The sequence below is a fragment of the Amycolatopsis sp. NPDC101161 genome (assembly GCF_044768185.1).
GTDB lineage: Bacteria > Actinomycetota > Actinomycetes > Mycobacteriales > Pseudonocardiaceae > Amycolatopsis.
The window spans coordinates 434,031-446,931 of sequence record NZ_JBIWPI010000002.1; the positions used below are offsets into that span (position 1 = coordinate 434,031).

Genomic DNA, 12,901 nt, shown 5'->3' on the forward strand with positions numbered 1-12,901 from the left:
CGCGAGACCGGACCGCTGCTCCTCGATTAGCGTGGGCAGCCGTGACGTGGAGTGCTTACGGGAGTTACCTGGTCATCGTGGTCCTGATCGTGCTCGCGCCGGGGCCGGACACGATGGTGATGCTGAAGAACGCGCTGTCCGGCGGGTTCCGCGGCGGGCTGCTCGCGTCGCTCGGCATCTTCGCCGGCAACGCCGTCCAGGGCAGCGCCGCCGCGCTCGGGCTCGGCGTGCTGATCGCGCGGTCGCAGCCGGTGTTCCTCGCGCTCAAGTGGGCCGGCGCCGCTTACCTCGTCTTCCTCGGGTTCCAGGCGCTGCGCGGGGCGTTCCGCGGCAACTACGACGTCGTCGGGGACGCGCAGCGCCGCCGCGGCGGCGGGTTCCGGCGGTTCCGCGAAGGGTTCCTCTCCAACGTCACGAACCCGAAGGTGCTGGTGCTGTACCTGTCCGTGCTGCCGCAGTTCCTGACGCCGTCCTCGACGCTCGGCGACTCGCTCGTGCTGGCCTACACCGTCGCGGTGCTCGGCGGGCTGTGGCTGCTGGTGCTGCTGCTGTTCGTCCACCGCGTGCGTGAGTGGCTGGGCCGCCGCCGGGTCCGCCGTACGCTGGACGGCGTCACCGGCACCGCGCTGCTCGGGTTCGGCGCCGCTCTCGCCCTGGAGTCCTGATGACGTGGAGCACCTACCTCGGGTTCGCCGGGATGATGGCGTTCCTGGCGATGATGCCGGGCCCGGACACGATGGTGGTCCTGAAGAACGCCCTGACCGGCGGCGCCCGCGGCGGCGGTTGGGCCTGCGCGGGCATCAGCGTCGCGAACTTCCTGCAGGGCACGGCGGTCGCGTTCGGCCTGGGCGCGGTGATCACCCGCTACCAGCCGTTGTTCGAGACCGTGAAGTGGCTGGGCGCGGCCTACCTGGTGTTCCTCGGGATCCAGGCGTTGCGCGGCGCTTGGCGCGGGAACTACGAAACCCTCGACGACGTCCGCCGCGCCCGCGGTACCCGGGGACGCCGGTTCCGCGAGGGGTTCCTGTCGAACATCACCAACCCGAAGGTGATCGTGCTGTACCTGTCGGTGCTGCCGCAGTTCCTCACCCCGGCGTCGACGTTCGCCGACTCGCTGCTGCTGGCCTACACGGTCGCGGCGCTCGGCGTGGTGTGGCAGGTGCTGCTGTTGCTGTTCGTGCACCGGGTCCGCGAGTGGCTGGAGCGCCGCCGCGTCCGCCGCGCCATGGACGGCGCGACGGGCGCGGCTCTCGTCGGCTTCGGGGCGGCGCTCGCCTTCGAAGGCTAGAGCGTCCGGTCCAGCCAGTCGTAGATCCGGCCGGTCGCGAGCCGCTGGGCGCCGACGTGGCAGTGCGCGTCCGCGCCCTCCTCCGCCGTGAACGTCAGCAGCGTCTTCGGCGCCTTCAAGTGGTCGTACAGCCGGCGCGGCTCGGTTTCCGTCTCCCCGGCGAAGAACAGGTCGTCCGCCGCTTCGCAGACCAGCGTCGGGCACTCGATCTTCTCCGCGACGCCGCCCTCGAGCGTGTACTCCAGGTACTTCGCGACGAACTCGCGGTCCGTCGCCGCGCCCAGGACGTACCGGCCGTGGTCGCACGCCCAGCGCAACGTCGGACTCGCTTGCCGGCCCGCGGCGAGGATCGCGTCGAACTCCGCGTCCTCCGCCGCCCGCGCCCGGCGGACGATCTCCTCGCGCGGCCACGGCAGCATCTGCGTCACCGCGGAACCCGCGTCGTACACGCCGTCGACCGCGACCACCGCCGCCAGCCGGTGCTCGAACGCCGCCGCGCGCGGGGCCAGCACGCCGCCCAAGCTGATGCCCAGCAACGCGATCCGGGACGGGTCGACGCCGTCGAGACCGAGCGCGTAGTCCACCACCGGCGTCACGACGTGCTCCCAGTCCGGCCGGAACACGAGCTTCTCGCGCCGGATCGCGCTCGGCTGGCCGGGGCCGTCGAACGTCAGGACGTGGTAACCGTGCGAAGCACCCGCCGCCGCGCCCATGAAGTGGCACTCCTCGGCGCTGCCGTCGAACCCGCTGTGGATCAGCAGCAGCGGCTTCGGCCCGTCGCCCGGCGCGCGGTAGAAGTAACCGTGCAGAACCGTGCCCTCGTAAGGGATTTCGACCGGTTCGGCGACGCCCGCGCGCCGGAAGCACTCGACGCTGCGGTCGTACGCCGACGCGATGCGCGGGTCCGCCGGGTCGCCGTGCAGGAAGAACTCCGAGGAGAAGTAGTACGTCGACGCGCGCAGCAGCAGGTCGCGCGCGGTGACCGGGCCGGCGTCGGCCGCCTCGGCGTACAGCCGGTCGGCCAGGGCGCGGTAGGCGTCGTGCCAGCTGTCGTAGTCCCCGGCCGTCACGGTCGACGCGGCGGCGAGCACCTCGCCGAAGTCCGAGCCGCCGTAGGTCGCGTGGCCGAACAGGCGCAGCGTCTCGAACCAGAACTGCGGGTCCTCTTCGAACAGGATCTGCTTCATCGGATTTCCTCCTCGGCGAACGTGCGGAACGAGCGGGCGGGCCGGCCGGTGACTTCCTCGACGGCCGTGGTGACGCGGTCTTCGGCACCGCGCTGGATGTCCTCGTCGAGCGCGGCGAGCACCGCCGCGAACTCCGGCGGAATCCCGGACGCGGTCAGGCGCGCGGCGAACTCTTCGGTGCTCACCGCGCGGTGGCGCACCGGACGGCCGGTGCGCGCGGCGATGATCGACGCGGCTTCGGCGTAGCTCACCGCGCTGGGCCCGGTCAGGACGTGTTCGGTGTTGTGCGGTTCGGGGTCGGTCAGCGCGCGGACGGCGACCGCCGCGATGTCCCCGGCGTCGACGAACGCGACCCGGGCGTCGCCGGTGGCCGTGACGATCTCGCCGTCCCGCACGCCCTGGGCGACCAGGTGCTCGCCGGTGAAGTTCTGCATGAACCAGGACGGCCTCAGCACGGCCCACTCCGGCGCCGCGCGCACCAGCCGCTGCAGGTCGCCGAGCCCGGGCGTGTCCGCCGTGACGGCCGACGAGCTGAGCAGCACGACCCGGCGGACGCCGGCGGCGAGAGCGTCGTCGAGGAACGGCTCGACCAGGCCCGCCGGTGCGGCCTCGCCGATCGGCGCGAGCAGGTACACCGCGGAGACGTCGCGCAGTGCGTCGGCGTGGGTCGAGCGGTCGGTCCAGTCGAACCGGACCTGACCGGGCTCGCCCGGCTTGCGCGTGGCGGCCCGCGCCGCGAACCCCGCGTCGCGCAGGCCCGCGACGACCCGGCGCCCGGTCGTCCCGGTGCCGCCCAGGACCAGGACGTCAGCCACCGAAGGCCGCCGTCAGCTCGTCGACGCCGCCGAGGACCTCGGCCGCGGCGAGCGGGCTCCAGTAGTCGCGGTAGTGCCGGATCTCGCCGTCCTCGACGGTGATCACGGCGATGTACGACAGCTCGTACGGCTTCCCGGTGGCCACCACGACGCCGCCGACGGTGAACTCGGCGACGACCACGGCCGGGTCGGTCGTCTCGTGCACGTTCTTCGCGACGACCTCGCGGATGTCGAGCAGGTTCGGGTAGTCGCGCAGGTACTCGGTGATCGCGTCGCGCCCTTCGACGCGCTTCGGGTAGCCCGGACCGGCGAACGGGAACTCGAGGACCCCGTCCTCGGCCCAGAGCCCGGCGAACCCGGCCATGTCGTGCTTCAGCAGCAAGTCGATCCCGTGGTCGACGAGGTCGCGCAGTTCCATCGGAGTCTCCCTGAACGTTTGGACGAGACGGTACCGTCCCGACGTCAGGATAGACAGGACGGTACCGTCTCGTCCACCCGTTAGACTGCGCCTCATGGCACGCACCCCGACCGGCGCCGCGGTCCTCCAGCCCGAGGTCACGCAGGCGATCACCGACGCGGTCCTGCACGAGCTCGCCGAGCAGGGCTACGGCCGGCTGTCCATGGAGGCCGTCGCGAAACGCGCCGGCGTCGGCAAGAGCGCGCTCTACCGGCGCTGGAAGTCGAAGGACGAGATGATCGCCGCGGTCGTCACGGAGTTCAGCGTCACCCGCGCGGCCGCGGCGGACACCGGCTCACTGCGCGGTGACCTGCGGGAGACGATGCAGGCGCTGATCGACTGGCTGGCGCACCCGCTGTTCTCCCGGATCCTGCCGGACCTGGTCGCGGAGGACGCGCGGAACCCCGATCGCTCCCGCAGCACGCGCGAGAACATCGGCGGCCTCCGGCGCGAGGTCGGCGAGGTGATGCTGCGCCGGGCGATCGCGCGCGGCGAGCTGCCCGCGGACCTCGACCTGGAGATGGGGCTCGACGTCCTCGCGGCGCCGATCTACTGGCGCCTGGTGGTCCGCCGGGCCCCGGCGGAACCGGACTACGTCGACCGGCTGGTCGAGTACGCCCTGCGCGCGCTGGGCGCGCAGGGGGCGTGACTCACGTCCGGGCCGGCTCGCCGGTGACTCGCTCGATGTTCGCGCCCAGCCGGTTCAGGTTCTCCACGAAGTGCGGGTAGCCGCGGTCGATGTGGAAGACGTCCCAGACCTCGGTGACGCCGTCCGCGCACAGGCCGGCGAGCACCAGACCGGCGCCCGCGCGGATGTCGGACGCCCAGACCGGCGCGCTGGACAGCCGGGAGACCCCGCGGACCACGGCGTGGTGGCCGTCCGTGCGCGCGTCGCCGGAGAGGCGGATCATCTCCTCGATGAACCGGAAGCGCGCCTCGTAGACGTTCTCCGTGATCATCGACGTGCCTTCGGACACCGCCGACAGCGCCACCGCGAACGGCTGCAGGTCGGTCGCGAAGCCGGGGTACGGCAGTGTCACCCAGTCGACCGCCTTCGGGCGCTCGGGCTGGACCACGCGGAAACCCTTGTCCCCGAACGTCTCGACGTCCGCGCCGGCCAGCTGCAGCTTGTTCAGCACCAGGTCGAGGTGGTGCGGGTTGACGCCGCGGACGGTGATGTCGCCGCGGGTCATCGACGCGGCGAACGCCCAGGTCGCGCCGACGATCCGGTCGCCGATCACGCTGTGCTCGGTCGGGTGCAGCTGCTCCACGCCGTGCACGGTCAGCGTCGACGTCCCGGCGCCCTCGATCTTCGCGCCCATCTCGGTGAGCATCGTGCAGATGTCGACGATCTCGGGCTCGCGCGCGCAGTTGTCGATGACCGTGGTGCCCTCGGCCAGCACGGCCGCCATCAGGATGTTCTCGGTCGCGCCGACGCTCGGGAAGTCCAGCCAGATCTGTGCGCCGACCAGCGTCTCGGCCTTCGCGACGACGCAGCCGTGCTCGATCGTGCTCGTCGCGCCCAGCTTGCGCAGGCCGTTCTGGTGCATGTCCAGCGGGCGCGAGCCGATCGCGTCGCCGCCCGGCAGCGCCACGACCGCCTGCTTCAGCCGCCCCACCAGCGGGCCCAGCACGCAGACGGACGCGCGCAGCTTGCCCATCGCGGCCGAGTCCGCGCGGTGCGACAGCTCGGCCGGCGTCGTGATGGTGGCGGTGTCGCCCTCGATGACGACCTCGCAGCCGACGCTCCGCAGCACGTCGCCCATCAGCGGGACGTCCAGGATCTGCGGGCAGTTCGTGATGGTCGTGGTGCCCTCGGCCAGCAGGGCCGCGGCCATCAGCTTCAGCACGCTGTTCTTGGCGCCGACCACGTCGACCTCGCCGACCAGCCGGGCTCCGCCATGCACGTCGAAGTGCTCGCTCATGGCCGCCAATCATGCCCTCTCGCCCGGATTCGGCCCGGGCGGGGGCCGCTATGGTGGGTTCATGGTCGTTCGCATCAACCGCGTCTACACGAAGGTCGGCGACAACGGCACGACCGCGCTCGGCGACGGGTCCCGCGTGCCGAAGACGTCCCCGCGCCTGGGCGCGTACGCGGACACCGACGAGACGAACTCGGTGCTGGGCCTGGCGATCGCGATGGGCGGTCTGGCGGACGAAGTCGCGGATGTGCTGCGTGCGGTGCAGAACGATCTCTTCGACGTCGGCGCGGACCTCTGCCTGCCGATTTCCGACGACCCGCCCTACCCGCCGTTGCGGATCACCGAGAAGTACGTCGAACGGCTCGAGGGCTGGTGCGACGAGTTCAACGAGCGGCTGCCGAAGCTGACGTCGTTCATCCTGCCGGGCGGCACGCCGGGCGCGGCGTTCCTGCACCAGGCGCGGACGGTGTCCCGCCGGGCCGAACGGTCCGCGTGGGAGCTGTACGAGGCGGAGCCGGAGACGACGAACCCGGTGGCGCTCAAGTACCTGAACCGGCTGTCGGACCTGCTGTTCATCCTCGCCCGGCTGGCCAACCCCGAGGGTGACGTGCTCTGGCAGCCGGGCGGGCAGCCCTCCTAGATCCCCCAGCTCTGCCGCAGCGACCCCAGCGCCTGGTGGAAGCCGGGGAACGTCTTCTTCACGCAGTCCGGGTCGTCCAGCGTGATGCCGGGCGTCCGCAGGCCGGTGATGCTGAACGCCATCGCGATCCGGTGGTCGCGGCGGCACTTGACCAGGGCACCCGTCGGCGTGCCCGGCTGGATCTCGATCCAGTCCCGGCCCGTCTCGACCTGGATCCCCAGCGCACGCAGGTTCTCCTCGCACGCGTCGAGCCGGTCGCACTCCTTGATGCGCGTGTTGTAGACGTCCTCGATGCGCACCGGCCCGGACGCGAAGGGCGCGATCGCCGCCAGCGTCGGGACCGTGTCGGAGATGTCGCGCATGTTCACCGTGACGCCGCGCAGGCCGTCCGACGGACCGGCGACCGTCACCGAATCCTCGGCGAGGTCCACGTGCGCGCCCATCTCACGCAGCACGTCGGCGAACTTCACGTCACCCTGCAGGGCCGACGAGCCGAGGCCCGGGATGGTCACCGTGCGGCCCGTGACGGCCGCCGCGGCGAGGAAGTAGCTGGCCGTCGACGCGTCGGGCTCCACCGGGTACTCGCACGCCTGGTACGGCTGCGGCGGCACCACGAACGTCTTGCCCTCGCGACGGACGTCGACGCCGAACCGGCGCATCATCTCGAGGGTGATTTCGACGTAGGGCACGGACACCAGGTCGGTCACGGTGATCCGCAGGCCCTCCGCGGTCAACGGTCCGAGCAGCAGCAATGCCGTCAGGAACTGCGACGACAGCCCCGCGTCGAGGGTCAGGTCGCCGCCCTTGACGCCGTTCGCGCGGACGGTCACTGGGTGGTGCCCCGGCTCGCCGTGGAAGGTCAGGTCGACGCCGAGCTCCCGCAGCGCGTCGGTCAGCGGGCCGAGCGGGCGCCGGCGCATCTGGTCGGACGCGTCGAAGTGGAACGTGCCGGTGCCGGCCGCGGCCAGCGCGGGCAGGAACCGGGCCGTCGTGGCGCCGTCGCGGCAGAAGACGTCCGCCTCGGCGACGCCGGGGCCGGACGGGCGGCCCTCGATGGTCCACGCGCCCGGCTGCCGGTCGACGCGGTAGCCGAGCTTGACCAGGCCCTCGGCGAAGCCCTCGGTGTCGTCCGAGTGCAGCGGGCGGCCGAGGGTCGTGGTGCCGTGCGCGGCGGCGGCCAGGAACAGGCCGCGGGCGGTGACGGACTTGGAACCGGGGATCTCGACGAGGGTCACGAACCCCAGTTTAGTGGGGCTGGATCTCCGCCATCGGGCCCCAGTCGGAGGCGTCCTGGACGTTGATGATCTGCGGGTGGTCGCTGATGTAGGCACCCAGGTTCCCGACCGCCCACTTGAAGTGGTCGGACCCGACGTGCGCGACGGCAGCGTCCTGGCCCTCGAAGCCTTCGACCAGCACGTAGGTGTTCTTGTCGTCGAGGCTGCGCGACCACTCGAAGAACTTGTTGCCGTCTTCGGCGCGGGTGTTCCGGGTGTAGTCGGCGACGATTTCCGGCCAGGCTTCGGCGTGCTCGGGCTTGACCGGGAACTTGACCACGATGAAGATCATGCGCTCAACCCTAAGCCCTGGAGCGGGGGTGCGGCTGTCCCAGTTTGAGACAGGGGTCAGGAGGCGCGCGGGAGGCGCCGCCCGGGCGGGGCGGATTCGAGCCAGGAGAGGAACCCGGTGAGCGCGCCCGGCCCCATGGCGATCTCGATCGCCTCCTGGGTCTCGGACTCGCAGCGCAACACGGTCGAGCCCTCGGGGACGGCGTAGGCCTCGGTCCCGGACGGGTCGCGCCGGTCGGCGATCTGCATGCTTTCGCGCTGGAAGACGCGGTCGGGGCCGGTCCGCAGGCTCCACACCCGGTACCAGACGAACTCGTCGCCCTCGTACCGGCCGAGCCCCAGGTGCCAGCTGGACCGGGCGGCGTCCGGACGCCACCGCAGCGCGACGCTCACGCCCCCGCCGCGGCGCATCCGGATCCACCGCTGGCCGTACCAGGCGACCAGCACGGCGAGCACGATCAGGAGCCCCACTACGACCACGGTGATCTTCACGGCCCGGCTCCTGCCCGTCTCCCGCTCAGACCGACTTGCCTGCCGCGCGGAGCTGGGCCGAGGCCCTCGTCCGCTCGGTCTCGTCGTCGGCGCTCAAGGCCGCCTTGGCCGCGTCGACGTCGATTTCGTCGGAAAGCTCGGCGCTCTCGGCGAGGATGCTCACGCCGGTGCCGGTCACGGAGAGGAATCCGCCGTGCACGGCCGCGCAGACCGTCTCGCCGTCGGTGGTCGTCACCTTGACCACGCCACCTTCGACCAGCTGCCCGAGCACGGGTTCGTGGCCGGCCATGATGCCGATCTCGCCTTCGGTCGTCTGCGCCACCACGAAAGTGGCGGTACCCGACCAGAGACGGCGCTCGACGGCCACCAGCTCCACGGACATCTCGGCCACGTAGCACTCCTTAACTCGGGGTGTTGCCACCGAGTGTAATAGGTATGTCTCGGGTTACGAGAACGGCGGGGGCACGAGTCCACAATGGACACTGCCCCCGCCGTGCTCACGGAATCACTTCTTGGTGATTTCCTTGTACTTCTTCTCGAGGTCCTCGAGGCCACCGATACCCAGGAACGCCTGCTCCGGGTAGTGGTCGAAGTCACCCTTGGTGATGCGGTCGAACGACTCGATCGTCTCCGACAGCGGCACCGTCGAGCCCGGGATCTGCGTGAACGCCTCGGCGACCAGCATGTTCTGCGACAGGAACCGCTCGATGCGGCGCGCGCGCTGAACGGTCAGCTTGTCCTCTTCCGACAGCTCGTCCATACCGAGGATCGCGATGATGTCCTGCAGCTCCTTGTACTTCTGCAGGATCCGGATGACCTCGGAGGCGACGCGGTAGTGGTCCTCACCGACGATGGCCGGGTCGAGGATCGTCGACGTCGACGCCAGCGGGTCCACCGCCGGGAAGATGCCCTTCTGGAACACCGACCGGGAGAGCTCGGTGGTGGCGTCCAGGTGGGCGAACGTCGCGGCCGGGGCCGGGTCGGTGTAGTCGTCCGCGGGGACGTAGATCGCCTGCATCGAGGTGATCGACCGGCCCCGGGTCGAGGTGATCCGCTCCTGCAGCTGCCCCATCTCGTCGGCCAGCGTCGGCTGGTAACCCACGGCCGAAGGCATGCGGCCCAGCAGGGTCGACACCTCGGAACCGGCCTGGGTGAACCGGAAGATGTTGTCGATGAACAGCAGCACGTCCTGGTTCTGGACGTCGCGGAAGTACTCCGCCATGGTCAGCGCCGACAGCGCGACGCGCATGCGCGTGCCCGGCGGCTCGTCCATCTGGCCGAACACGAGGGCGGTGTCGTTGATGACGCCGTCCTCGGACATCTCCAGGAAGAGGTCGTTGCCCTCACGGGTGCGCTCGCCGACCCCGGCGAACACCGACGTACCACCGAAGTTCCGGGCGACGCGGGTGATCATCTCCTTGATGAGCACCGTCTTGCCGACGCCGGCACCGCCGAACAGGCCGATCTTGCCACCCTGGACGTACGGGGTGAGCAGGTCGACGACCTTCAGGCCGGTCTCCAGCATCTCCGTCTTGCCCTCGAGCTGGTCGAAGGACGGCGGGTTGCGGTGGATGCCCCAGCGCTCGAGGTCGTCGCCGTAGCCGGGCTCGTCGAGGCACTCGCCGAGCGCGTTGTAGACGTGGCCCTTGACCTTGTCGCCCACCGGGACGGTGATCGGCTTGCCGGTGTCGGTGACCTCGGCACCCCGGACCAGGCCGTCCTGCGGCTGGAGTGAAATGGTGCGGACGAGGTTGTCACCCAGGTGGGAGGCGACCTCGAGCGTCACGGTCTTGCGCAGCTGCTCGAACTCGATTTCGACCTTGAGCGCGTTGAACTGGTCGGGAACGGAACCGCGCGGGAACTCGACGTCGACGACCGGCCCGGTCACCGAGACGATGCGCCCCTTGGCGCGCGGGGCTTCAGTACTGGTCATCAATCATCACTTCCTGCTGCGGTGAGCGCGTTCGCGCCACCGACGATTTCGGAGATCTCCTGGGTGATCTGCGCCTGGCGGGCCTGGTTCATCTCCCGCGTCAGGTTGCCCACCAGCTCGTTCGCGTTGTCCGACGCGGCCTTCATCGCCGTCCGGCGGGCGGCCAGCTCGGACGCCGCGGACTCGAGCAGCGCCGCGTACAGCCGAGTGTTGATGTACTTCGGCAGCAGAGCGTCCAGCAGCGTGTCGGCACTCGGCTCGAACTCGTAGCTGGGGAGCAGCTCGCCCGGCTTCGGCTGCTGCTCCTCTTCGCCGTCGGTGTACTCGACCTCGAGCGGCGCGACGCGCTTGGCGACCGGCCGCTGGGTCAGCATCGACACGAACTCGGTGTAGACGATGTGGATCTCGTCGACACCCGTGATGCCGTCGCCGTTGCCGTGCGCGTCGTCCACGCCGAGCATGAACGACTCGACCAGGGCCTCGCCGGCGGCGACCGCGTCGGCGTAGGCCGGCTGGTCGGAGAAGCCCGTCCAGCTGTTCACGACCTCGCGGTCGCGGAACCGGTAGTAGTTCAGGCCCTTGTTGCCGGTGACGTAGACCTCGGGCTCCTTGCCCTCCGAACGCAGGAGGGCGAGCAGCTCTTCGGTCGCGCGCAGCACGTTGGAGTTGTAGCCACCGCACTGGCCCTTGTCACTGGTCACGACCAGGACGGCGGCCCGCGTCGGGTTCGGGCGCTCGACCAGCATGGGGTGGTCGAGGTTGGCCGCCGCACCGGCCAGCGCCGAGAGCACCTTGGTGATCTCGTCCGCGTACGGCCGGGAAGCGGCGACCTTCGCCCGCGCCTTGGTGATGCGCGCGGTGGCGATGAGCTCCATCGCCTTGGTGATCTTGCCGATCGACTTGGTCGCCTTGATGCGCGACCGGAGTTCCCGGAGTTGTGCGGCCATGAGCTATCAGCTCACTTCTTCGGGGCGGGCTTGTTGACCTTGACGGTCTCGTGCCCGACCTTGTCGGCGTCCATCGCGTCGGCGTCCGCCTCGACCAGGGGCTTGCCCTCGGACGTGGTGAACTCCTTCTTGAACTCGTTCACCGCTTCGACGACCGCTTCGCGAGTCTCCTGCGGGAACTTGCCCGTCTCGCGGATGCTCTTGATGAGGTCGGCGTGCTTGCGGCGGGCCGAGTCGATGAACTCGTGGTTGAAGCGGCGCACGTCCTCGGTCGGGACCGAGTCGTAGTGGCCGTTCGTGCCCAGGTACACCGTGAGGACCTGCTCCTCGACCGGGATCGGCGAGTACTGCGGCTGCTTGAGCACCTCGTACAGCCGGGCACCGCGCTCGAGCTGCGCCTTGGAGGCGTCGTCGAGGTCGGAGGCGAAGGCCGCGAAGGCCTCCAGCTCGCGGTACTGCGACAGGTCGATGCGGAGCGAGCCCGCGACGTCCTTCATCGCCTTGACCTGCGCGGCACCACCCACGCGGGAGACCGAGATACCCACGTCGATGGCCGGGCGCTGGCCGGCGTTGAACAGGTCCGACTGGAAGAAGCACTGGCCGTCGGTGATCGAGATGACGTTCGTCGGGATGTAGGCCGACACGTCGTTGGCCTTCGTCTCGATGATCGGCAGCCCGGTCAGCGAGCCGGCACCCAGCTCGTCCGAGAGCTTGGCGCACCGCTCCAGCAGGCGGGAGTGCAAGTAGAAGACGTCGCCCGGGAAGGCTTCACGGCCCGGCGGGCGGCGCAGCAGCAGCGAGATCGCGCGGTAGGCGTCGGCCTGCTTGGTCAGGTCGTCGAACACGATGAGGACGTGCTTGCCCTCGTACATCCAGTGCTGGCCGATGGCCGAGCCGGTGTACGGCGCGATCCACTTGAAGCCGGCGGAGTCCGACGCGGGGGCCGCGACGATGGTGGTGTACTCCATCGCGCCCGAGTCCTCGAGGGACTTCTTGACCGCGGCGATCGTGGAGCCCTTCTGGCCGACCGCGACGTAGATGCAGCGGACCTGCTTCTTCGGGTCGCCGGTCTCCCAGTTGGCCTTCTGGTTGATGATCGTGTCCACGGCGACGGCGGTCTTGCCCGTCTTGCGGTCACCGATGATCAGCTGGCGCTGGCCGCGGCCGATCGGGGTCATCGCGTCAATGGCGGTGATGCCGGTCTGCAGCGGCTCCGACACCGGCTGGCGCTCGACGACCGAGGCGGCCTTCAGCTCCAGCGCGCGGCGGTCGGTGGTCTCGATCTCGCCGAGGCCGTCGATCGCCTGGCCCAGCGGGTTCACGACGCGGCCGAGGTAGCCGTCGCCGACCGGCACCGACAGGACCTGGCCGGTGCGCTTGACCTGCTGGCCCTCTTCGATGCTTTCGAAGTCACCGAGGATCGCGGCACCGATGGAGCGCGCGTCCAGGTTCAGCGCGACACCCAGGATGCCGCCGGGGAACTCGAGCAGCTCGTTGGCCATGGCCGAGGGCAGGCCCTCGACGTGGGCGATGCCGTCACCGGCGTCCACCACGATGCCAACTTCTTCCCGGCTCACGTCCGGGGCGTAACTCGAGACGTAGTTCTCGATCGCGCTACGGATCTCATCCGAGGAGATCGTCAGCTCGGCCATGTC

Annotated in this window: 15 protein-coding genes; 4 read left to right on the plus strand and 11 right to left on the minus strand. The window is 70.3% G+C overall.

The features are described from left to right. The first annotated feature begins 41 nt into the window (after positions 1 to 41). Positions 42 to 665, plus strand: a complete 624-nt coding sequence (locus ACIRSS_RS13140) for a LysE family translocator (protein WP_400894193.1) — start codon at positions 42 to 44, stop codon at positions 663 to 665. Further along, positions 665 to 1,288 carry a LysE family translocator gene (locus tag ACIRSS_RS13145; RefSeq protein ID WP_400894195.1) on the plus strand — a complete coding sequence of 208 codons (624 nt, stop codon included), beginning with the start codon at positions 665 to 667 and terminating at the stop codon, positions 1,286 to 1,288. Before ACIRSS_RS13140 ends, ACIRSS_RS13145 begins: the two co-directional genes overlap by 1 nt. Here ACIRSS_RS13145 and ACIRSS_RS13150 read toward each other — a convergent pair. From ACIRSS_RS13150 to ACIRSS_RS13160, 3 genes are read right to left on the minus strand one after another with little or no spacing between them, the layout of a single operon-like run. Continuing rightward, on the minus strand, positions 1,285 to 2,475 hold the full coding sequence (locus ACIRSS_RS13150) for an alpha/beta hydrolase family protein (RefSeq protein ID WP_400894197.1): 1,191 nt from the start codon (positions 2,473 to 2,475) through the stop codon (positions 1,285 to 1,287). The two genes, ACIRSS_RS13145 and ACIRSS_RS13150, sit on opposite strands and share 4 nt — an antisense overlap. Beyond that, on the minus strand, positions 2,472 to 3,290 hold the full coding sequence (locus tag ACIRSS_RS13155) for an NmrA family NAD(P)-binding protein (protein WP_400894199.1): 819 nt from the start codon (positions 3,288 to 3,290) through the stop codon (positions 2,472 to 2,474). Before ACIRSS_RS13155 ends, ACIRSS_RS13150 begins: the two co-directional genes overlap by 4 nt. Further along, the gene (locus tag ACIRSS_RS13160; protein WP_400894201.1) at positions 3,283 to 3,708 is read right to left on the minus strand and encodes a nuclear transport factor 2 family protein; all 426 of its coding nucleotides are present in this window, start codon (positions 3,706 to 3,708) and stop codon (positions 3,283 to 3,285) included. Before ACIRSS_RS13160 ends, ACIRSS_RS13155 begins: the two co-directional genes overlap by 8 nt. Before the next feature lie 94 nt (positions 3,709 to 3,802). Between ACIRSS_RS13160 and ACIRSS_RS13165 the strand changes: the two genes are divergently transcribed. Further along, on the plus strand, positions 3,803 to 4,396 hold the full coding sequence (locus tag ACIRSS_RS13165; RefSeq protein WP_400894203.1) for a TetR/AcrR family transcriptional regulator: 594 nt from the start codon (positions 3,803 to 3,805) through the stop codon (positions 4,394 to 4,396). 1 nt (position 4,397) lies between these two features. Here ACIRSS_RS13165 and murA read toward each other — a convergent pair whose 3' ends face one another. Beyond that, the gene (gene murA, locus ACIRSS_RS13170; RefSeq protein WP_400894205.1) at positions 4,398 to 5,672 is read right to left on the minus strand and encodes a UDP-N-acetylglucosamine 1-carboxyvinyltransferase; all 1,275 of its coding nucleotides are present in this window, start codon (positions 5,670 to 5,672) and stop codon (positions 4,398 to 4,400) included. A gap of 61 nt (positions 5,673 to 5,733) precedes the next feature. On the opposite strand from murA, the gene ACIRSS_RS13175 reads away from it, so the two are divergent. Beyond that, on the plus strand, positions 5,734 to 6,309 hold the full coding sequence (locus ACIRSS_RS13175; protein ID WP_400894207.1) for a cob(I)yrinic acid a,c-diamide adenosyltransferase: 576 nt from the start codon (positions 5,734 to 5,736) through the stop codon (positions 6,307 to 6,309). On the opposite strand, the gene aroA is transcribed toward ACIRSS_RS13175, so the two are convergent. The 7 genes from aroA to atpA form a co-directional block, all read right to left on the minus strand. Beyond that, a complete protein-coding gene (gene aroA, locus ACIRSS_RS13180) occupies positions 6,306 to 7,544 on the minus strand; it encodes a 3-phosphoshikimate 1-carboxyvinyltransferase (RefSeq protein ID WP_400894209.1) in 1,239 nt (412 codons plus the stop codon). The genes ACIRSS_RS13175 and aroA overlap by 4 nt on opposite strands. 10 nt (positions 7,545 to 7,554) lie before the next feature. Continuing rightward, positions 7,555 to 7,875: a putative quinol monooxygenase gene (locus tag ACIRSS_RS13185; protein ID WP_400894211.1), complete on the minus strand. Its 321-nt coding sequence runs from the start codon at positions 7,873 to 7,875 to the stop codon at positions 7,555 to 7,557. A gap of 56 nt (positions 7,876 to 7,931) precedes the next feature. Beyond that, positions 7,932 to 8,366 carry a DUF2550 domain-containing protein gene (locus ACIRSS_RS13190; RefSeq protein ID WP_285476232.1) on the minus strand — a complete coding sequence of 145 codons (435 nt, stop codon included), beginning with the start codon at positions 8,364 to 8,366 and terminating at the stop codon, positions 7,932 to 7,934. A gap of 25 nt (positions 8,367 to 8,391) precedes the next feature. Continuing rightward, positions 8,392 to 8,757 (minus strand): F0F1 ATP synthase subunit epsilon, encoded by a 366-nt coding sequence (locus ACIRSS_RS13195; RefSeq protein ID WP_086672637.1) that lies wholly within the window; start codon positions 8,755 to 8,757, stop codon positions 8,392 to 8,394. A gap of 114 nt (positions 8,758 to 8,871) precedes the next feature. Beyond that, positions 8,872 to 10,299 (minus strand): F0F1 ATP synthase subunit beta, encoded by a 1,428-nt coding sequence (gene atpD, locus ACIRSS_RS13200; RefSeq protein ID WP_364452811.1) that lies wholly within the window; start codon positions 10,297 to 10,299, stop codon positions 8,872 to 8,874. Further along, the gene (locus ACIRSS_RS13205; protein WP_400894213.1) at positions 10,299 to 11,246 is read right to left on the minus strand and encodes a F0F1 ATP synthase subunit gamma; all 948 of its coding nucleotides are present in this window, start codon (positions 11,244 to 11,246) and stop codon (positions 10,299 to 10,301) included. Before ACIRSS_RS13205 ends, atpD begins: the two co-directional genes overlap by 1 nt. Before the next feature lie 11 nt (positions 11,247 to 11,257). After that, positions 11,258 to 12,898 carry a F0F1 ATP synthase subunit alpha gene (atpA, locus tag ACIRSS_RS13210; RefSeq protein WP_400894215.1) on the minus strand — a complete coding sequence of 547 codons (1,641 nt, stop codon included), beginning with the start codon at positions 12,896 to 12,898 and terminating at the stop codon, positions 11,258 to 11,260. Positions 12,899 to 12,901: the final 3 nt, after the last annotated feature.